Here is a 21307-nt window from a genome sequence, read left to right on the forward strand (position 1 = left end):
GGCCGCCAACGTGGCGTGGGTCCTCGCCAACGACGTCGAGGCCAACCTGAACAACAACAACTTCACCAACAACCTGAACAGCAACGCCGCCTGATCCCTCGTCAGCGACGAGTCCACGGCAACCACGAGCCCCCGGCGCCCCACGGCGCCGGGGGCTCGCCCCTGTCCACCCTGTCCACAGCGTCCCCGGCGAGCGTATAGGCGGCCGATAAACGCCCGATAGCGCCGCGTTCAACCATGGGCACACCTCACCGCGCAGAAGGGACACCCCATGACTGAACACACGAGCGACGAAAACGTGTACCGCGTCGTGCTCAACGACGAGGAGCAGTACTCGATCTGGTGGGCCGACCGCGCCCTGCCCGCCGGCTGGCACGCCGAGGGCACCGAGGGCAGCCGCGCGGAGTGCCTGGAGCGCATCAACACCCTGTGGACCGACCTGCGCCCGCTGAGCCTGCGCCGCCGCATGGCCGAGGCCGGCGCCGGCAACTGAGCCGCACCGCCGATCCCGATGGAGGAAAGATCGTGAACGAGCCTGCGAAGTCGGGACGCGTCCCCGGCCATCTACTGATACTCCCGCTGTTCCGCGCCCAAGCCGCCCGCACCCCGGCCGCACCCGCCGTGGTCCGCGCCGACGGCACCGCCGTCACCTACGCCGAACTGGAAGCGCTCGCCGACCGGTTCGCGGCCGGTCTTCGGTCGGCCGGGGTGCGTCCCGGTGACTTCGTCGGGGTGTGCCTGCGCCGCGGCCCGGAGCTGGTCGCCGCGTTCCTCGGCGTCTGGCTCGCGGGCGCCGCGTACGTGCCGCTGGACCCGGGGCACCCGGCAGCCCGCCTGGCGGCGGTCCTCGCGGACACCGGGGACCCGGTCGTCCTCGCCGAGCGGGCCACCGCGGACAGCCTGCCCGGCACCGTCCGCACGCTGACCGTCGAGGAGATCCAGGACGACCAGGGCGACCAGGGCGTCCAGGGCACCGAGAGCGCCGAGGGCGAACTGCGTCACGAGGGAGTGCAGTTCGAGGCCGACGCCGACCGGCCCGCCTATGTCCTGCACACCTCCGGCTCCACCGGCCGCCCCAAGGGCGTGCTCGTGCCGCACGGCGGGATCGCCAACCGGGTGCGCTGGCTGGCGCACCGGCACCGGGTCGGCGCCGGCGACCGGATGCTGCTGAAGACGACCGTCGGCTTCGACGCCGCCGGCCTCGAACTGTTCTCCCCGCTGATCGCGGGCGGCACCGTGGTACTCGCCCCCGAGGGCGCCGAGCGTGACCCGGCCGCCCTGCTGCGGGCCGTCACCGACGGCGGCGTAACGATCCTGCAGGGCGTACCGTCCGTCTACCGCCGCCTCGTCGAGGAGCCCGGCTGGGAACGCGCCGGCGCCCTGCGCCTGCTCTTCAGCGCCGGGGAGCCGCTCCACGCCGAGCTGTGCCGTGCCCTGCACGACCGGGTGCCCGGGGCGGAGATCTGGAACACCTACGGGCCCACCGAGGCGTCCGTCGACATCACCGAGCACCGCTGGGACCCGGCCGAGGACACCGGCGCCGTGCCGATCGGGCGGCCCATCGGCAACATGCGCGTCCTCGTCCTGGACCAGGCCGGGCGCCCGGTGCCCGTCGGCGTCCCCGGCGAACTGCACGCGGGCGGCGTCGGTCTCGCCCTCGGCTACCTCGGCCGCCCCGACCACAGCGCCGAGCGCTTCGTGCCCGACCCGCACCGGCCGGGCGCCCGCCTCTACCGCACCGGCGACCGGGCGCGCTGGCGGGCCGACGGCGTCCTGGAGTACCTGGGCCGCCTGGACCACCAGGTCAAGGTCAACGGCGTCCGGATCGAGCCCGGCGAGGTCGAGGCCGCGCTCGCCGCCCACCCGTGGGTGCGGGCCGCCGTCGCGGCCGCCGTGCCCGACGGCCGCGGCGGACACCGGCTGGTCGCCTGGGTGCAGTCGCGTGGCGAGCCGCTCGGTGCGCAGGAGCTGCGTGCCTTCCTGCGCCGCACGCTGCCGGAGCCACTGGTGCCGACCGCCTACGTGCCGGTCACCGAGTTCGCGCTCACCCCCAACGGCAAGATCGACCGGTCCGCGCTGCCGGATCCGGCCGAGGCCGCCGCCGAGACCGCGCACATCCCGGTCCGCACCCCCGCCGAGCGGGTCGTCGCCGAGGAGTGGGCGCGGCTGACCGCGACCCCGGCCGCCGAGATCGGCGCCACCCACGACTTCTTCCAGCTCGGCGGCTCCTCGCTGATGCTCAACCAGCTCGCGGCCGGTCTGTCCCGGGCCGCCGGACGGCACATACCGGCGACCGCGCTGCTGACCGCCACCACCGTGGAGCAGCAGGCCACGCTGCTCACCGACGGCCGGGCGGCGGACGACACCGCCGTACCCGCGGCGCAGCGGGCCGTGACCCCGGTAGCCCGCGACCCGCAGGGTCTGCCGCTCTCGCCCGGCCAGCAGAGCATGTGGCTGCTGGACCGGCTGCGCCCCGGCAGCGCCGAGTGGAACGCGCCGGTCTTCCTCACCCTGCCCGCCGAGTACGACGACACGGTCGTACGCCGGGCGCTCGGCGCGCTCGCCGAACGCCACGAGATCCTGCGTACCCGCTACCTGCTGCGCGGCACCGAACCGGTGCAACTCGCCGACCTGCCGGCCGAGTGGGACGTCCGCTTCGCCCGCGCCGACACCGCGGACGAGCTGAACGCGCTGGTGGAGGCAGACTTCGCGATCCCCTTCGACCTGGCGCACGGGCCGGTGCGCCGGGCCCTCGCGGTGCGCGGCAGGGGCACGCTGACGCTGCTGCTGAGCATCCACCACATCGCCTGCGACGGCTGGACCTCCGTCGTCCTGGAGCGCGACCTCAAGGCGCTCGCTGAGGCCGCGCACACCGGCACCGACGCGAACCTGCCCGCCCTGCCCGTCCAGTACGCCGACCACGCCGCGCACCGGCGCGCCAGGCTGACCGACACCTTCCTCAGGTCCGAACTCGCCCACTGGAAAGACACCCTGGACGGCATCGCGCCGGTCGACCTGCCCGCCGACCGGCCCCGCCCGGCCACCCGGGACGCGGCCGGCGCCGCGCACGTCTTCACCGTGCCGGCCCCGCTCGCCGATCAGGTCGCCGCACTCGGCCGCAGCTGCGGGGCCACCCTGCAGCAGACCCTGCTGACCGCGTTCGCCACGCTGGTGGCCCGCTTCAGCGGCAGCTGGGACGTCCCTGTCGGAGTGCCGGTCGCCGGACGGCACGGCGACGAGGCCGCCGAGGTGGCGGGCTACTTCCTCAACACGCTGGTGCTGCGCTGCGACGCGCCCGCCGGCACCCCGTTCCGGGAGGCGCTGGTCCGGGTCCGGGACACCGCGCGTACCGCCTTCGCCCACCAGGAGCTGCCGTTCGACCGGCTGGTGACGGAGCTGGACGACACCCGCGACCCGGCCCGCACCCCGCTCTACCAGGTGATGTTCGACGTCCATGAGGAGGGGCGCACCGGCACCGCGGTCGACGCCGGTGACGTGGCCGCCTTCCGCGGGGCCTGGCGCACCGCCCGCACCGACCTGACCTTCGTGCTCCAGCGCCGCCCCGACGGCTCGCTGCTCGGCCTCGCCGAGTACGCCACCGCCCTGTTCGACGCGGCCACCGTCGAGCGGCTGGCCGACTGCTGGATCCGCTTGCTGGAGTCGGTCACCGCCGACCCGGACCGCCGGCTGGCCGACGTCGACCTGCTGCCCCCGCCGCTCCGCGCCGAGCTGCTCGGCCGCGGCCCCGGCCGGCCGGAGCCCGGCACGGTCACCGGACCCGAGCGGACCGTCGACGCGGCGATCGCCGCGGCGGCCCGGCGCGCACCGGGGGACACCGCGATCGTGTGCGGCGGCGAGAGCTGGACGTATGAGCGACTGGAGCGCCGGGCCGAGGAGTTCGCCGCCCGGCTGCGGGCCGCGGGCGTCGCCGAGGGCTCGGTGGTCGCCGTACTGCTCGGCCGCACCCCCGACCTGGTCGCCGCGTTCCTCGGCGCCTGGCGGGCGGGCGCCGCCTACGTGCCGCTGGACCCGGCCGCCCCGGACGAGCGCACCGCGCACGTCCTGGCGGACGCCGCGGCGGCGGTTCTGGTCACCGACGGCACGCACGCCGCCCGGCTCACAAGCCGCTTCGCAGGCCGGGTACTGGACGTGGGCACGGTCGCGGAGAGCAAGGGGACGGCCGCCCGTACAGAGCCCGCCCAGTCTGTCCCGGCGGTCGCCGACGATCCCTCCCGCCTCGCCTACCTCATGTACACCTCGGGCTCCACCGGGCGGCCCAAGGGCGTCGCCGTCGAGCACGGCTCGCTGCTCACGATGCTGCGCGCCTCCCAGGCCCACCTGGACTTCGGCCAGGGCCCGGACGACGCCTGGCTGGCGCTGGCCCAGGTCACCTTCGACATCTCCTGCACCGAACTGTTCATGCCGCTGGTGGCCGGGGGCCGGCTGGTGCTCGCCCGGGAACAGGAGCAACGCGACCATGTGGCCCAGCTGCGGCTGATCGACGAACACGAGGTCAGCCACCTCCAGGTGGCCCCGACGCACTGGCAGCTGCTGCTGGACGCCGGGCTCGGCCACCGTCCGATCGTCGGCCAGACCGGCGGGGAGCCCTGTCCGCCCGCGCTGGCCCGCGAACTCTCGCGCCGCCTGATGCGGTTCATCAACGAGTACGGGCTCACCGAGACCACCATCGCCGCCACGCGCTGGGACGCCGACGGCACCGTTACCGGTGTACCCGTCGGCCACCCCTACCCGCATGTGACGGCGTACGTCCTCGACGACCGGCTCCAGCCCGTGCCGTACGGCGTCACCGGCGAACTCTGCGTCGGCGGCGACGGACTCGCCCGCGGCTACCACGGCCGCCCCGACCTGACCGCCGCCGCCTTCGTGCCCGACCCCTATGGCCTTGCCGGGGCGCGGCTGTACCGCACCGGTGACCGGGCCCGGATGCGACCCGACGGCACCCTGGAGTTCGCGGGCCGCGCCGACGGCCAGGTCAAGATCCGCGGCCGCAGGGTGGAGACCGGTGAGGTGCAGGGCGTCCTCGTCGAGCACCCGGCCGTCGCCCAGGCGTTCGTCACCGTGCACGGCTCCGGGCCGGAGGCCGCCCTGGTCGGCTACTGGACGCCCGCGCCCGCATCGGACGCCGAGCCGGCCACTGACGCCGAACTGCTCGACCACTGCGCCCGCCGGCTGCCCGACTACATGCTGCCCGCCCTGCTGGTGGGCCTGGAACGGTTGCCGCTGACCCGGCACAACAAGGTCGACACCGCCGCGCTGCCCGTGCCCGACCTGGCCGCCGCGCTCGCCGACGAGCCGTACAGCGCGCCCGAGGGACCGGTCGAGGAGGCCCTCGCCGAGATCTGGTCCGAGGTGCTGTTCGGTGATCCCGCCGCCCGGCCGGTCGGGGCCCGCCAGGGCTTCTTCCGCATCGGCGGCAACTCGGTCCGCGCGGCGCGGGTGATCGCCCGCATCCAGGAGGAGTTCGATGTCGAACTGCCGCTGAGCGCCGTCTTCGAGCGGCCCACCGTGCGCGGCCTCGCCACCGCCGTGGAAGAGGCCGTACGCGCCGAGATCGAATCGCTCACCGAGGCCGAACTGGCCCTCGCCCAACGGGAGTACCAGCCGTGACCGCACCCACCGCACCGACCCGGGAAGAGCTGGCGGCCGAACTGATGCGCCGCCGGCTGGCCGCCCGCACCGGAGGCCGCCGCGCGGTCCCGGCCGGAATACCCCGCGCCGACCGCTCGGCACCCCTCGTCCTCTCCGCCGGACAGCGCAGCCTGTGGTTCCTGCACCAGCTCGACCCGGACAGCCCCGAGTACCTGCTGCCGATGGTGTACCGGCTGCGCGGCACCCTCGACACCGACGCCCTGCGTCGCGCCTTCGACGCACTGGCCGCCCGCCACGAGATCCTGCGCACCCGATACGTCCTCGACGGCACCGAGCCCCGACAGGTGATCGACCCGGCCGGCCCGGCGGACTTCGCCGTCGTCCGGGGCGGCGGCGGCGACGCCGACGCCGACAGCCGTGCCGTCGCCTTCGCGGAGGAACAGGCCGCCCGCCCCATCGATCTCGCGGCCGAACAGCCGTTGCGCGTACGACTGTTGCGGCTCGCCGCGGACGACCACGTGCTGGTGGCGGTGGTGCACCACATCGCCTGCGACGCGATGACCAGACCGCTGCTGCTGTCCGACCTCTCGGCCCTGTACACAGCCGCCGTCGAGGGCCGAGACCCGGCGGGTGCGCTGCCCGAGCCGGCCGTCCAGTACGCCGACTACGCGGCGTGGCTCACCGAGCGGGACAACTCACCGGCAGCGGCCGCCGACCTGGCGTGGTGGCGGGAGCGGCTGGCCGGGCTGGCCCCGCTCGGGCTGCCCACCGACCGGCCCCGGCCCGCCGTCCGCGGTGGCGGCGGCGCCATGACGCGCTTCGAGGTGTCCGCCCAGGTCGCGGAGAGACTGCGCGGGCTCGCCCGGGACGAGGGCGTCACCGCTTTCATGGTTCTGCTCGGTGCGTGGCAGCTGCTGCTCGGCCGCTACGCCGGCACCACCGACGTGTGCGTCGGCACCGCCTCCTCCGGCCGTACCCGGCCCGAGCTGCGCCGGATGGCCGGCTACGCCTACAACACCCTGGCACTGCGCGCCGCCTGGCGGCCCGGCACGCCGTTCCGCCGCTTCCTCGCCGACAGCCGTACGGCCGTGCTGGCCGCCTTCGACCACCAGGGCACCCCCTTCGACCGGATCGCCGACGAGGTGGAGCCGGAGCGGGACCTGTCCACCACCCCCGTCTTCCAGGTCATGTTCGACCTCGTTTCCGGCGAGGGCGGCCCCGAGGGCCCCGAGCTGCCCGGAGTGACCGTCGCGCCCGTACCGGCCGAGAGCCGCGTCTCCCGCTTCGATCTCACCCTCCACCTGGCCGAGCGGCCGGACGGCACCCTGCACGGCAGCCTGGAGTACGCCACCGCGCTCTTCGACGCGGCCACCGCCGAACGGATCACCCGCCACTACCGGACCCTGCTCGCGGCGATCGCCCGGGCCCCCGGCACCCCGGTCGACGACCTCGACGTCCTGGACGCCGAGGAGCGCGCCCTGCTCCTCGACGGCCCGGCCACACCCGTCGGCACCGACCGCCCGCTCGAACTCGCCGCCCTGCGCCCGGTCTTCGAGACGATCGCCGCGCAGATGGCGGCCACTCCCGACGCGCCCGCACTGCGGCACGACGGCACCACCGTCACCTACGCCGAACTCGACGCCCGCGCCGACCGGTTCGCCCGCCGCCTCACCGAGCTGGGCGCCGGTCCCGAGGCCGTCGTCGCCGTCCTCCTCGACCGCGGCCCCGACCTGGTCGCCGCGCTGCTGGGCATCTGGCGGTCCGGCGCCGCCTACCTCCCGGTCGACCCGGCCCACCCGGACGACCGCGTCGCCCACATGCTGGCGGCGACCGAGACCGCCCTGGCCGTCACCGAGACCCGGTACGCCGGCCGCTTCACCGGCGTCCGCACGGTCGTCGTCGTCGACGATCCCGCCGAACGGGCCGCGCTGGAGACGGCCGACGCCGAGCTGCCCGCCGCCCACGACCTGGACCGGCTCGCCTACGTCATCTACACCTCCGGCTCCACCGGGCGCCCCAAGGGCGTCCTGATCAGTCACCGTGGCCTCGCCAACTACCTGGGCTGGACGGTCCAGGCGTACGCGAGCGCGGGCGACGGGGGAGCGCCGCTGTTCTCCTCCGTCGCCTTCGACCTGGGCGTGCCCGACCTGTACGCGCCGTTGATGACCGGGCAGCCGGTGCACCTGCTGCCGCAGGACTTCGACACCGCCGACCTCGGTGACCTGCTCGCGGCAGGCGGCCCGTACGCCTTCATCAAGCTCACCCCCGGCCATCTCGACCTGCTGGAGCAGCAGTTGAGCCCGGAACAGGTGCGCGGCCTGGCCGGACTCGTCATCGCCGCCGGTGACTCCTTCACCGCCCGGCTCGCCGAACGGTGGGCGACGGCGGCGGGGGAGGGCGGCACCCGGCTGGCCGCCGAGTACGGGCCCACCGAGATCACCGTCGGCAACTCCGCCTACTTCCTCGACGGACCGGTCGCCACCGAACTGGTCCCCATCGGCCGGGCCGTCCCGAACACCACGATGTACGTCCTGGACGACCGGCTGCGCCCGCTGCCCACCGGCGTCCCCGGCGAGGTGTGGATCGGCGGCACCGGACTGGCACGCGGATACGCCGGCCGGCCCGACCTGACCGCCGAGCGGTTCGTGCCCGACCCCTACGGTCCGCCCGGCAGCCGGCTCTACCGCTCCGGCGACCTGGCCCGGGTGCTGCCCGACGGCAACCTGGACTTCCTCGCCCGCGTCGACCACCAGGTGAAACTGCGCGGCTACCGAATCGAGTTGGGAGAGGTGGAGACCGCGCTCACCGCACTCCCGGCCGTCGCCGAGGCCGTCGCGATCGTCCGCGAGGACACCCCGGGCGACAAGCAGCTCGTCGCCTATCTCGTACCGGCCCCCGGCGCCGAAGCCGACGACCTCGGCCCGGCCGCCCTGCGCGGACACCTCGGCGCGTCGCTGCCGCCGTACATGCTGCCCTCCGCCTACCTCACCCTGGACGCGCTGCCGCTGACCCGCAACGGCAAGCTCGACCGGCGCGCGCTGCCCGTGCCCGGCCGCGCCGCCACGGCCGTCGGCGCGCACGTCGAGGCCCGCGACGACACCGAGCGGGCCATGGCCGCCGTATGGGCGCGGGTGCTCGGCCTGGACACCGTCGGGGTGCGCGACAACTTCTTCGACCTGGGCGGCGACTCACTGCGCGCGGTCGGACTGGTCGGGGCGCTGCGCGCGGCCGGCTGGGAGACCAGCGTCCGGGACGTCTTCGAGCACCGGACCGTCGAACGCCTGGCGGCGGCCGTCGTCCGCACCGGCGCCCCGGCCGCCGACACGCCCCGGACCGTCGCACGGTTCGCGCTGATCGACGCCGCCGACCGGGCGGAACTGCCCGCCGACGTCACCGACGCGTACCCGGTCTCGCGCATCCAGGCCGGGATGCTCGTCGAGATGCACGGCGGCAGCGGCGAGAACCGCTACCACAACATCACCTCCTTCCGGATCCGCGACGAACTCCCCTTCGACCCGGCGGTGTTCCAGCGGGCCGCCGACCTGATCGTCGAGCGGCACGAGGTGATGCGCACCTCCTTCGCCCTGGCCGGCTACTCCCAGCCGCTCCAGCTCGTGCACGCGGCCGCCCGTATGCCCGTCGTCCACGAGGACCTGCGCCACCTCCCCGAGGACGCCCGGCAGCAGGCGCTGTGGGACTTCGCCGACCGGGACCGGGCCGAGCTGTTCGACCTGACCCGGGCACCGCTGATGCGGATGGCCGTGCACCTCCTGGACGACGAGAGCTGGTGGCTGTCGATCACCGAGTGCCACCCCGTCATCGAGGGCTGGAGCTACCACTCCCAGCTGATGGAGATGCTCCGCGCCTACCGCGCCCTGCGCACCGGCGACGAGCCCGCCGCCGCGCCGCCCGCGCCCGCCGTCCGCTACGCCGACTTCATCGCCGGTGAACTGCGCGCCCTCGACGACCCGGCCGACCAGGAGTTCTGGCGCGGGATCGTCGAGGGACACGACAAGTTCACCGTGCCGCCCGGCTGGGCGGGCGACCCCGCGGGACCCGACGAGCGCTACCGCGTCGACCTGCCGCTGACCGACCTGGAACCCGGCCTGCGGGCCCTCGCGACCGCCGCCGAGGTGCCGTACAAGAGCGTGCTGCACGCCGCGCACAGCAAGGTGCTGTCGCTGCTGACCCGCTCCGCCGCCTTCCGCGGCGGCATGGTCGCCGACGCCCGGCCCGAGGAGGCCGGCGCCGAGACCGTCTCCGGCATGTACCTCAACTCGGTGCCCTTCCCCTACGAGCGGACCGCCCGCACCTGGGGCGAACTGGCCCGGCAGGTCTTCGCGCACGAGGTCGCGCTGTGGCCGCACCGCCGCTACCCGATGCCCGCGATGCGGGTGCCCGGCGGCGAGGCCCACCTCATCGACGTCCTCTTCCACTACCTGGACTTCCACCAGGTCGACACCGAGCTGATCGACATCATGGCCAGCCGCGACGACAGCCCCAACGAGTTCCCCGTCGTCGTCGGCACCCCCGTCCGCGGCCACCTCTCCCTCGCCTCCCGCACCCGCACCCTCTCCCGGTCCGCCGCCGACCGGCTGACCGGGCTGTACCGCGCGGTGCTCACCGAGATGGCCCGCGCGGGCGCCGACGGCGACAGCACCGGCGCCTTCCCCGACCGTTACGAGACCGCCCGCCTCAAGGCGCCCGCCCTGCCCCACCCCGAGACCCCCGCCGACGTCCTCGGCGCCTTCGAGGCGCAGGCCGCCCGCACCCCGGCGGCCAGCGCCCTGCACGGCGAGGACTTCCGCCTCTCCTACGGCGAGCTCGACGCCCGCGCCAACCGGATCGCCCGCCGGCTGCTCGCCCTCGGCGCCGGCGCCGAGACCCGGGTGGCGGTGCTGCTCGACCGCGGCCCGGACCTCGTCGCCGCCCTGCTCGGCGTGTGGAAGGCGGGCGCCGTGCAGGTGCCCCTCGACCCGGGCGCGCCGGACGCCCGGCTCGCCGGGGCCGCGCCGCGGATCGCCGTCACCCAGCGCTCGTACGTCCTGCGACTGCCCGTCGCCGACGTGCTGCTCGCCGAGGACGCTGCCCACGACGGCGACGGCTCGCCGCTCGGCCTGCGGCACGACCCGGACCGGCTCGCCTACGTCCTGCACACCTCCGGCTCCACCGGCAGACCCAAGGCCGTCGAGGTCTCCCACCGGGCCCTCGCGCACTATCTCGACTGGGCCGTACGGCAGTACACCGAGGCCGGCCGGGGCGGAGCGCCCTGGTTCACCCCGGCCGGCTTCGACCTCGGGATGCCCGCGCTGTACGCGCCGCTGATGACCGGGCAGCCGGTACGGGTCCTGCCGCAGAGGTACGGCACGGCCGATTTCGGGCCGCTGCTGCTGCGCGGCGCGCCGTACGCCTTCGTCGGCCTGACGCCGGGCCATCTGGCGCTGCTGGAACACCAGTTGACCGACGGGGAACTGGCCGGGCTGGCCGGCCTCGCGGTGTGCGCCGGAGACGCCTACCCGACCGCGCAGGCCGAACGGGTCGCCGCCCGCATCAGCGCCGCCGGCGGGGGCATGGCCCTCGGCGCCGAGTACGGGCCCACCGAGGCCACCGTCGCCGCCACCTACGGCCTCGTACGCGCCGGGTCCGGGCGGGCCCTGGTCCCGCTCGGCTCCCCGCTGCCCGGCGTCCTGGTCCGCGTCCTCGACACGGATCTGCGGCCCGTGCCCGACGGCGTCACCGGCGAGGTGTTCCTCGGCGGCGACGGACTCGCCCGCGGCTACGGCGGCCGTCCCGACCTGACCGCGCTCGCCTTCTGTCCCGACCCGTACGGGCTGCCCGGCAGCCGTCTCTACCGCACCGGCGACCTGGCCAGGCGACTGCCGGGCGGGCTCCTGGAGTTCGCGGGCCGCACCGACAGCCAGGTCAAGATCCGCGGCCACCGGGTGGAGCCCGGCGAGGCCGAGGCCGCCCTCACCGCCGACCCGGCAGTACGGGAGGCGCTGGTCACGGCCGTCCAGGCAGCCGACGGCGGGCAGCGGCTCGCCGCCTGGGTGGTGCCCGCCGAGGGCCGCACCGCGGAGGTGGCCGCGCTCCGGGACCGGCTGCGCACCCTCCTGCCCGCCGCGCTCGTCCCGGCCACCGTCGAGGTCGTCGCCGCCCTGCCGCTCACCCCCCACGGCAAACGCGACCGGGCCGCCGTCGTGGCCCGTGAGGCGACCGGCGCGGGCGCGGCCCCGTACGCGGCACCGCGTACCGCCACCGAACGGCGGCTCGCCGCGGTCTGGGCCGAGGTGCTCGGCCTCGAACGGGTCGGCATCGACGACGACTTCCGCGAACTGGGCGGCGACTCGCTGCTCGTGCCGCCGCTGCTGGTCGCCGCCCGTCGCGCGGGCTTCGCCCTCGACCTGACCACGGCCCTGCGACACCACACCGTCGCGCGGCTCGCCGCCGCCCTGGACCACTCCGCAACCAGCTAGGGAAGGCTGATTCCATGGACGTCCCCCGGGACGTGCGCCACGTGCGCCACCTCATCTCCGTCGACGACCTCACCGACCACGAACTGCACCGCGTCGTCGCACGCGGCGCCGCGTTCTCCGCCGGCCTCGCCGACCCGGTCCGCCCGCTGGACGGCCTGGTCACCGGGGTCTACTTCGCCAAGACCTCCACCCGAACCCGGACCGCCTTCTCCTCCGGCGCGCTGCGCCTGGGCGCCTCCCTCGTCTCCTACGGGCCCGGCGACCTCCAGCTCAACACCGGCGAGACCACCGAGGACACCGGCCGGGTGCTGTCCGGCATGCTCGACGTGCTGGTGGCCCGCACCGCGGGACCGGAGGAGGAACTGCGCGGCTGGGCGAGCCAGCATCGGATGGCCGTCGTCAACGCCATGAGCGCCGAGGAGCACCCCACCCAGGCGCTGACCGATCTGACCACCCTGCTCCGGCACTTCGGCCGCATCGACGGCCTGCGCGTCCTCTACGCCGGCGAGGGCAACAACACCGCGGCGGCCCTCGCCCTGGCCCTCGGCCGCTACCCCGGCGTCCACCTCGACCTGCGTACCCCGCCCGGCTACGGGCTCACCGCGTCCGTCGCCGCGCGGGCCGCGGCCCACGCCGCCCGAAGCGGCGCCCGGATCACCGAGCGGCACGACATGGCCGCCCTCGCGGGGGCGTACGACGTCATCTACACCACCCGCTGGCAGACCACCGGCACGAGCAAGCCGGACGCGAACTGGCGGGAGATCTTCGCGCCGTTCCAGGTCGGCCCGTGGCTGTGGGACGGCTCGCCCCGCGCCGTCTTCATGCACGACCTGCCGGCCCACCGCGGCGAGGAGGTCACGGCGGACGTCCTGGACGGCCCGGCGAGCATCGCCTTCGCGCAGGCCACCAACAAGATGCACAGCGCCATGGCGGTCCTGGAGCATGTGCGCGCCCCGCTGACGGCCCGGATCCCCGAGATCGCTGCGGCCCGATGAGCCGTACCACGCGTCCGGCCACGGACCCCTCGGAAGTGCCGTGGCTGATGGCGGAGGAGACGCGCGCCGGGAGCGGGAGCAGGGTGGGCACCGTCACCGAGGCGCCCGCCGAGCCGGCGTCTGGGCGTCTTGTGCCGGAGTCGGTGTCTGGCCGGTCCGTGTCGGAGTCGGGGCCTGGGCGTCTTGTGCCGGAGTTGGCGTCCGGGCGGTCCGTGTCGGAGTCGGGGCCTGGGCGGCTTGTGCCGGAGTCGGTGTCTGGCCGGTCCGTGTCGGAGTCGGGGCCTGGGCGGCTTGTGCCGGAGTCGGCGTCCGGGCGGTCCGTGCCCGAGTCGGCACCTGGCCGGCCCCCGCACCCGCCCCTGCGCCGCAACCGGGACTTCACCCTGCTGTGGGGCGGCGCCGGGCTGTCGCTGCTGGCCGGGCGGGCGACCGCCGTGGCGTATCCGCTGACCGTGCTGTGGGCCACCGGATCGCCGGGGGACGCCGGGCTGGTCGGCACCGCGCTGCTGCTGCCCATGCTGTTGATGCAGCTGCCGGGCGGGGTGCTCGTCGACCGTTACGACCGGCGGCGCATCATGATCGGCGCCGGGCTCGGCCAGGCACTGGTCGCCGTCGCGGTGACCGCGCTGCTGCTCAGCGGACGCGCCTGGCTGTGGGCGCTGCTGGTCGCCGCGTTCACCGAGGGTGCCCTCGGCGTGCTGCACCAGCTCGCCGAACGGGCCGCCGTGCCGGCCGTCGTCCCCCGCGAACAGCTGCCCGCCGCGCTCACCGGCAACGAGGCCCGCACGCGCGGCGCCGCCATCGCCGGACAGCCGCTCGGCAGCGGACTCGTCGCGCTCGGCGCCTCGCTGCCCTACGCGGCCGCCGTCGTCAGCCAACTGGCCTCCGTCATCTGCCTGTTCGGAGTACGGGGCAAGCTCCAGCAGCAACGCACCGGACCGCCTGCCCGGCTCGGCACCGAGATCCGCGAGGGCCTGGTGTGGATGTGGCGGCAGCCCTTCCTGCGGGCCGTGATGACCGCCGTGGCCGTCACCAACGTCCTCTTCCAGGGCCTCAACCTGGCCGTGATGGTGGGTATCCAGGAACGGCACGGCACCCCCTTCGAAGTCGGCCTGGTGCTCTCGCTCAGCGGCGTGGGCGGGCTCGTCGGCGCGATCACCGGCGGTTGGTGGAGCACCCGGTTCCCGCTGCGCACCCTCGTTCTGGGCGGACTGCTCGCCTGGACCGCCTTCATGGTCCCGGTCGCCGCCGCTCTGAACACCCCCGTCCTGCTCGGTGCCCTGTTCGCGGCGAGCGGCTACGTCGGCGGCGTCTTCAACGTCGCCGGCGGGGTCCTCCTCGTCCGGGCCGCGCCCGACCAACTGCGCGGCCGCGCCAACTCCCTCGCCAACCTGGTGGGTTCGGGCGCCATGGCGGCCGGGCCGGTCGCCGCCGGCTTCCTCCTGGAGTCCACCGACGCCCTGCGCACCGCCCTCGTCCTCAGCGCCGTCATGGCGCTCACGGCACTGGTGGCGCTGGCCTCGCCCGGCCTGCGCGCGGCGCCGTTCCCCGAGCCGGGGGACACCCCCGCCGACCGCCCCGGGAGCACCTCCCGAAAGTGTCCCTGAAACCGCCCGGACACCGGACCTGACCTGCCGGTTTTCGGTATAGGTCGCCGATAGGGCCGTACGCGAGAGTCGTAGCACGAAACAGCCGGGCCATCGGCCCGCAGCCCTTCCCGACACACCCCGTGCATCCGCCACCTGTAAGGAGAACACGCATGACGCTCAACACCCTGGACCGGAGAAGTGCGCTGCGGGCCGCCCTCGGCGTCGCCGGAGCAGCCGCCACGGCGTCTCTCCTCGGCGCGACGCCCGCCGAGGCCCACGGCCGCCGGCACCCCTCGCTGCCGGAGGTCCCCGGCATGGCCGGCGACCGCTGGGCGAACGAGTTCTGGTACCAGTACGACGAGATGTCGTACTTCAACCCGTCCCAGGAGATGAAGGACGCGGTCGGCGCCATCGTCACCACCTTCGGCGGCTTCACCAAGACGTACGACGCGTGGGTCGCGACCCGCGAGAGCGGCCGCTACCCGCGCAGCTTCGTCGAACTGATCCAGCCCAACAAGGACGCCTTCGAGGTCCTCTCCCGCGAGCAGATCAAGGTCTACGACCAGTTCTACGGCAACGACCCGCACGGACTGGTCCACGCCTTCCAGGAGTACGGCCAGGGCACCCTGTTCGACCCGCGCCGCCCGGACGGCCAGAAGGTCCACATGATGAACTTCACGCCGCCGTCGCCCACTCACGCCTACCACCGCTGGCACCCCTTCCTGGCCGGCTTCGTGCTCCTGGGCATCGAACGCCGCTACTGGACCCACATCAACCGCCTCGCCGGCGTCGCCTGGGAGCTCCAGTCGCTGGCCCAGCCGATCACGGACCGCCCGGACAACCCGCACCTGCCGCGGCACACCGTCCGGCACGTCACCGCCAAGTGGCTGTGCCGCGACCGAGAGGAACTCGACACGGCCTTCGACGTGTCGCCCTTCCCGGCCGACCTCGGTAAGTAGCCGCCCGTACCGCTCCCGTCACCCGCACCGCCCGTGTCCGCGGGCCGGGGCGTCCCCGGCACCACCCGGCCCGGCACCAACTCAGCCCAGGAGGCAGGCTCACCATGCAGGACACCGCCCGATCCCACGGAGACCCCCGCTCCCTCGGCGACTCCCCGCGCGTCGGAGTCTGGCTGGTCGGCGCCCGCGGTTCGGTCGCGACCACCGCCGTCGTCGGGGCGGCCGCCATCGCGGCCGGCCTCGCCTCCGCCACCGGCTGCGTCACCGAGTCCCCGGACTTCACCGTGACATCCGACTCCCTCCCCGCAATCGCCGACCTCGTCTTCGGCGGCCACGACGTCGTCGACGTGCCGCTGACGGCGAGGGCCGGCGAGCTGGCCGACGCGGGCGTGCTGCCCGTCGCCCTGGCCGCGGCGGTGCGCCCCGCCCTGGAGGCCGCCGAGCGGGAGATCCGCGACGGCTCCGCACGCGCCGGGGAACCCCAGTACACCGCCGCCCGGCGGTTCGCCGCCGACATCACCGACTTCCGCAACCGCAACGGTCTGGATCAGGTCGTGGTCGTCAACGTCTCCTCCACCGAGCCGCTGCCCGACCCCGACCCCGCCTTCCTCACCCTCGCCGACCTCGACAAGGCCCTCGCCGCCAGCACCGGCCTGCTGCCGCCCAGCTCCCTGTACGCCTACGCCGCCTTCCACGCCGGCTGCGCCTACGTCAACTTCACCCCCTCCGCCGGTGCCGCGCTGCCAGCCCTGGAGGAACTCGCCCGGCTGCGCGGGGTTCCGCACGCGGGCCGCGACGGCAAGACCGGCGAGACGCTGGTCAAGAGCGCCCTGGCGCCGATGTTCACGCAGCGCGCGCTCCGGCTGCGCTCCTGGTCCGGGACCAACCTGCTCGGCGGCGGCGACGGCGCCACCCTGGCCGACCCCGCCGCCGCGCGCAGCAAGACCGAGTCCAAGCAGCGCGCCCTGGAGGAGACCGTCGGACACGCCGTCGAAGGCGTCGTGCACATCGACAACGTGCCGGAGCTGGGGGAGTGGAAGACCGCCTGGGACCACATCACCTTCGAGGGGTTCCTCGGCGTGCGGATGACCCTCCAGTTCACCTGGCAGGGCTGCGACTCGGCACTGGCGGCGCCGCTCGTCCTCGACCTGGTCCGGCTCGCCGCGCTGGCCCGCCGTCGCGGGGAGAGCGGGGCGCTGCCGGCGCTCGGCTTCTTCTTCAAGGACCCGGCGGCCTCCTCGGAGCACAACCTGACCCTGCAGTACGCGGCCCTGACCGAATGGGCGGCCATGTCCGCCGAGCCCGCGCGCCGGTCCGAGGCGGCGCGATGACCACCGCGACCGCTCCACCGCCGGCCTCCGGCGCCCCGACACCCCGGCGGGCCGGTTCCCGCCGCCGTACCCTGCGCGACCTGACCCGCGGCGCCCACGACACCCTCACGGCATGCCGTGAGGCGGCCCGGGCGACGGCGACGGCGTTCCGGACGGCGCGGGGGACCACCTCCGTGCCATCCCGCCCCCGGTACGACACCGGGTACCGGCCCCGTTCCGTCGCGGTCCGGCAGCACGCCACGGCTGTCGCCGAGCTGGTACGGGCGCCCGCCGCGCTCACCGTCCCCGGTGACGTACTGGCCGGCGCGCTCAGCGCCGGCCGCCCGGCGGGCGGGCGAACCCTGCTCCTCGCCGCCTCCTCCGTCAGCCTGTACTGGGCCGGCATGGCTCTCAACGACTGGGCCGACCGCGAGGAGGACGCCCGCGAGCGCCCCGAACGCCCGGTGCCGTCCGGGCGGATCAGTGCCGGGGCCGCACTGGGCATCGCCGGCGGGCTCACCGCCGCGGGCCTCGGCCTGGGCGCGCTCGCCGGCGGCCGCCGCGTCCTGCTGCGCCGGACCCTGCCGCTCGCCGTCACCGTGTGGGCGTACGACCTCGGCCTGAAGCACACCCCACTGGGACCCGTCGCGATGGCGGCGGCCCGTGCCCTCGACGTACTGCACGGGACCGGCCCCACGCCGGCCGGTCCCGCGCTGCGCGCCGCGGCCACGGTGGGCGCCCACACCTGGGCCCTGACCCGTCTCAGCCGCCACGAGGTGAACGGCACGGCGGGCCGCGAGCCCGCGCTGTCCCTGGCGACGACGGCAGCGGTGACCCTGGCGGCGACGGCAGGCTCAGTACGTGCCTCCCGCCGCCGGCGCCCGAACACCACGTCCGCCGTGCCACGGCAGCCGAACGCCCCGCTGGACTCCGCGTCCGGTGTGGCGCGCCAGCGGTCGAGCGGCCGTCTGGACTCCGCGTCCGGTGGGGCGCGCCAGCGGTCGAGCGGTCGTCTGGACTCCGCGTCCGGTGGGGCGCGCCAGCGGTCGAGCGGTCGTCTGGACTCCGCGTCCGGTGGGGCGCGCCAGCGGTCGAGCGGTCGTCTGGACTCCGCGTCCGGTGGGGCGCGGCAGCCGTCGAGCGGCCCGCTGAACCCCGCGTCCGCCGTGCCGCGTGACCTCCTCGGCTCCGCCGCGCGGTCGGGTCCCGGCATCGGAACCGACGCGCCACCCCTGCCCGGCCGAACCATCGCCGTGACCGTCCTGACCGCCACCGTCTACGCGGTCACCTGCGCCCGCGCCCAGTTGGCCGCCCTGCGCGACCCGGACGCCGCGCGGACCCGGGCGGCCGTAGGCGCCGGCATCCACGCCCTCCTGCCCCTCCAGGCCGCCCTCGTCTCCCGCACCGGCTCTCCGAAGCTCGCCGCCCTGCTCGCCGCGGTCCTTCCCCAGGCGGCCCGCCTTGCCAGAAAGGTGTCCCCGACGTGACAGCCCATCAGGCTCCCGAGCCCGACACCCACCCGGCACAGGCGGAAACCCGCACGACCGCACCCGACCGAGACCTGGCCGGCACTGCTGCCGGTGTGGCTGCGACCGACACCCACCCGGTCATGACCGACGCCCACCCGGGCAAGGCTGACACCCACCCGGTCGCGCCCGGAACCGCCCCGGCAGTGGCCGACGCCACCCCGGCTGGGACCGATGCCACTCCGGTGCCCGACGGCGCTCGTGCGGGTGCGGCCCGTCCCGGCCCGGCTGCGGCCGTCGAGGGGCCGGCTGTTGCCGACCTTGGTCCGGCTCCAGCCGCCGCGCCCTCGGTTGCCACCGTCGTCCCCCGCCCGGCTCCCGCCGACCCCCACCCGGCGCAAGCGGAGCGCCTCCGTTTTGCCTACGGGACGAACGGGTTCGCCGATCACCGGCTCGGTGACGCCCTCGCCGTTCTCGCCGACCTCGGGTACGACGGGGTCTCGCTCACCCTCGATCACCAGCATCTCGACCCGTACGCTCCTGACCTGGTGGCCCGTGTCCGGGACGCCGGGCGGGCGATCCGGCGGGCCGGGCTGGCCGTGGTCGTGGAGACCGGGGCACGCTATCTGCTCGACCCGATGCGCAAGCACCGGCCGACGCTGCTGAGCGCGGAGCCCGAGGGGCGGGCCGCCCGGCAGGAACTGCTGCGGCGGGCGATTGTCATCGGGGCCGAACTGGGCGCCGAGGCCGTGCACTTCTGGAGTGGCACGCCCGATCCCGGCACCACCCGGGACGAGGCGTGGCGGCGGCTGGAGGAAGGCTGTGCGACGGCCCTCGCCGACGCCGAGCGGGCCGGGGTCCGGCTCGCGTTCGAGCCCGAGCCGGGAATGCTCGTCGCCGACCTGGCCGGGTACCGCAGGCTGTCGCGGGCGCTCGGCGAGCCGGACCGGCTGGGGCTGACCCTGGACATCGGGCACTGCCGGTGCCTGGAGCCGTACCCGGTGCGGCGGTGCGTCGAGCTGGCCGCCGACCGGCTGGCCCACGTGCAGATCGAGGACATGCGGCGGGGCGTGCACGAACACCTGCCGTTCGGGACGGGGGAGATCGATTTCCCGCCGGTCCTCGACGCGCTGCGCGCGGCCGGCTACCGCGGCCTGGTCTCCGTGGAGCTGCCCCGGCACAGCCATGCCGCGACGGCGACGGCCCGCCACAGCATCGAGTTCCTGCGCGCCGCGGCGGCTCGTACCGCCGTACCCGCGCCCCGCATGCCCCGCGCGCACGCACCCCTCTCGACGGAGGTCACACCGACATGACCGCACCCACGCTGACGAAGGCGCCCGAGGCCGTCCACGATGCCCTGACCGTGCGCACGCTGAAGGAGTCCCTGCTCGCAGTCCTCACCCCGGACCGGCGGACCCGTTTGGTCCGGGACGCCGCCGCCGTCGCCGAACAGGGCGCCACCGCCCTGGACACCCGCTTCCCCGCGGCCGGCCGGTACTACGGACGCGGCCCGCTGCCCGGCTGGGCCGGCTGGAGCGTGGAGGACGGCATCCGTACCGTCCTGCTGCTGCGGCTGCCGGCGCAGGGTGGTGATCCGGCCGCGGAGGCGGTCGCCCGGTACAGCGGCGGCGACGCCGGCGAGCGCCGGGGCGTCCTGCGCGCCCTGCCGTTCCTGCCGATCGGCGCCGCCGGGCTGACGATCACCGACGACGCGCTGCGCACCAACGACACCCGGCTGATCTCGGCCGCGCTCGGCCCGTACGCGCGGGTCCACCTGGACCAGTACCGCTGGCGCCAGGCAGTGCTGAAGTGCCTGTTCACCGGTATCCCGCTGCACCGGGTCGCCGGGCTGCACGAGCGCCGTGACGCCGAACTCGCCCGCATGGCGCAGGGGTTCGCCGCCGAACGGCGGGCCGCCGGCCGGACCGTACCGGCCGACCTGTGGCTCGTCGCGACCCAGGAAGCCGCGTAGGCCGTCGCAGACCAAGTCCCGTACGACGCCTGACATCCTCACCCACCCCGAGCGGAAGCCACGGCCATGCGCATCTTCGATCCCCACATCCACATGACGTCCCGTACGACGGACGACTACAAGGCGATGCACGCCGCGGGCGTCCGGGCGCTGGTGGAGCCCGCGTTCTGGCTCGGCCAGCCCCGCACCCACCCGGCGAGCTTCACCGACTACTTCGACTCGCTGCTGGGCTGGGAGCCCTACCGGGCCGCCCAGTTCGGCATCCGCCACTACTGCACGATCGGCCTGAACCCCAAGGAGGCAGGCGACCCGCGCTGCCTGCCGGTCCTCGACCTGCTGCCGCGCTACCTCGCCAAGGACGGCGTCGTCGCGGTCGGCGAGATCGGCTACGACACCGTCACCGACGCCGAGGAGTTCGCCTTCGCCCGGCAGCTCGAGCTCGCCGCGGAGCACGGTCTGCCCGCCCTGGTGCACACCCCGCACCGCGACAAGGCGGGGGGCACCCGGCGTTCCCTGGACGTGGTCCGCGCCTCCGGCATCGACCCGGCCCTGGTCGTCCTGGACCACCTCAACGAGATCACCGTCGGCGAGGTCGCCGACAGCGGCTGCTGGATGGGCTTCTCCATCTACCCCGACACCAAGATGACCGCCGAGCGCATGGTCGCCGTCCTGAAGCGGTTCGGTACCGAGCGCGTGCTCGTCAACTCGGCGGCCGACTGGGGCCACAGCGACCCGCTGCTGACGCGCGCCACCGCCGACGCGATGCTCGCCGCCGGCTTCGACGAGGACGACGTGGACCTGGTCCTGTGGCGCAACCCCGTCACCTTCTACGGGCAGTCGGGCCGGCTGGACCTCGACGGATACAACGACACCCAGGCCGCAGGCCTGTTCGCGGGCAACTCCGTCGCCCGCGGTGGGAGCTGAGGACCC

The 21307-nt window shown here is 75.0% G+C and carries 11 protein-coding genes; all 11 read left to right on the forward strand.

Translation table 11 applies throughout. From position 1 onward, the window contains the following. The first annotated feature begins 271 nt into the window (after nucleotides 1–271). The 11 genes from STRTUCAR8_RS23440 to STRTUCAR8_RS23495 all read left to right on the forward strand — a co-directional run bounded on the left by STRTUCAR8_RS23440 (nucleotide 272) and on the right by STRTUCAR8_RS23495 (nucleotide 21301). A complete protein-coding gene (locus tag STRTUCAR8_RS23440) occupies nucleotides 272–493 on the forward strand; it encodes an MbtH family protein (protein WP_006378440.1) in 222 nt (73 codons plus the stop codon). 32 nt (nucleotides 494–525) lie between these two features. Then, entirely contained in the window at nucleotides 526–5628 is a 5103-nt protein-coding gene (locus tag STRTUCAR8_RS23445; RefSeq protein WP_006378436.1) for a non-ribosomal peptide synthetase, read from the forward strand. Further along, nucleotides 5625–12086 carry a non-ribosomal peptide synthetase gene (locus tag STRTUCAR8_RS23450; RefSeq protein ID WP_006378435.1) on the forward strand — a complete coding sequence of 2154 codons (6462 nt, stop codon included), beginning with the start codon at nucleotides 5625–5627 and terminating at the stop codon, nucleotides 12084–12086. The genes STRTUCAR8_RS23445 and STRTUCAR8_RS23450 overlap by 4 nt, the downstream gene beginning before the upstream one ends. 14 nt (nucleotides 12087–12100) lie before the next feature. Then, nucleotides 12101–13081, forward strand: a complete 981-nt coding sequence (locus tag STRTUCAR8_RS23455; RefSeq protein WP_006378433.1) for an ornithine carbamoyltransferase — start codon at nucleotides 12101–12103, stop codon at nucleotides 13079–13081. Between the two features lie 320 nt (nucleotides 13082–13401). Beyond that, nucleotides 13402–14688 (forward strand): MFS transporter, encoded by a 1287-nt coding sequence (locus tag STRTUCAR8_RS23465; protein ID WP_044472741.1) that lies wholly within the window; start codon nucleotides 13402–13404, stop codon nucleotides 14686–14688. A gap of 152 nt (nucleotides 14689–14840) precedes the next feature. Continuing rightward, nucleotides 14841–15629, forward strand: coding sequence for a hypothetical protein (locus tag STRTUCAR8_RS23470; RefSeq protein WP_006378431.1), 789 nt, complete (start codon nucleotides 14841–14843; stop codon nucleotides 15627–15629). A 104-nt stretch (nucleotides 15630–15733) separates the two neighbouring features. Beyond that, nucleotides 15734–16960, forward strand: coding sequence for an inositol-3-phosphate synthase (locus tag STRTUCAR8_RS23475; protein WP_006378430.1), 1227 nt, complete (start codon nucleotides 15734–15736; stop codon nucleotides 16958–16960). Further along, complete coding sequence (locus tag STRTUCAR8_RS54395) at nucleotides 16957–18426, forward strand: SCO3242 family prenyltransferase (RefSeq protein WP_006378441.1); 1470 nt, start codon at nucleotides 16957–16959, stop codon at nucleotides 18424–18426. Before STRTUCAR8_RS23475 ends, STRTUCAR8_RS54395 begins: the two co-directional genes overlap by 4 nt. Before the next feature lie 224 nt (nucleotides 18427–18650). Continuing rightward, entirely contained in the window at nucleotides 18651–19718 is a 1068-nt protein-coding gene (locus STRTUCAR8_RS23485; protein WP_078507291.1) for a sugar phosphate isomerase/epimerase family protein, read from the forward strand. After that, a complete protein-coding gene (locus tag STRTUCAR8_RS23490) occupies nucleotides 19715–20377 on the forward strand; it encodes an EboA domain-containing protein (protein WP_006378432.1) in 663 nt (220 codons plus the stop codon). The genes STRTUCAR8_RS23485 and STRTUCAR8_RS23490 overlap by 4 nt, the downstream gene beginning before the upstream one ends. A gap of 66 nt (nucleotides 20378–20443) precedes the next feature. Further along, nucleotides 20444–21301, forward strand: a complete 858-nt coding sequence (locus tag STRTUCAR8_RS23495; protein WP_006378439.1) for a TatD family hydrolase — start codon at nucleotides 20444–20446, stop codon at nucleotides 21299–21301. Nucleotides 21302–21307 lie beyond the last annotated feature (6 nt).

This window comes from Streptomyces turgidiscabies Car8, from assembly GCF_000331005.1.
GTDB classification, from domain to species: Bacteria; Actinomycetota; Actinomycetes; order Streptomycetales; family Streptomycetaceae; genus Streptomyces; species Streptomyces turgidiscabies.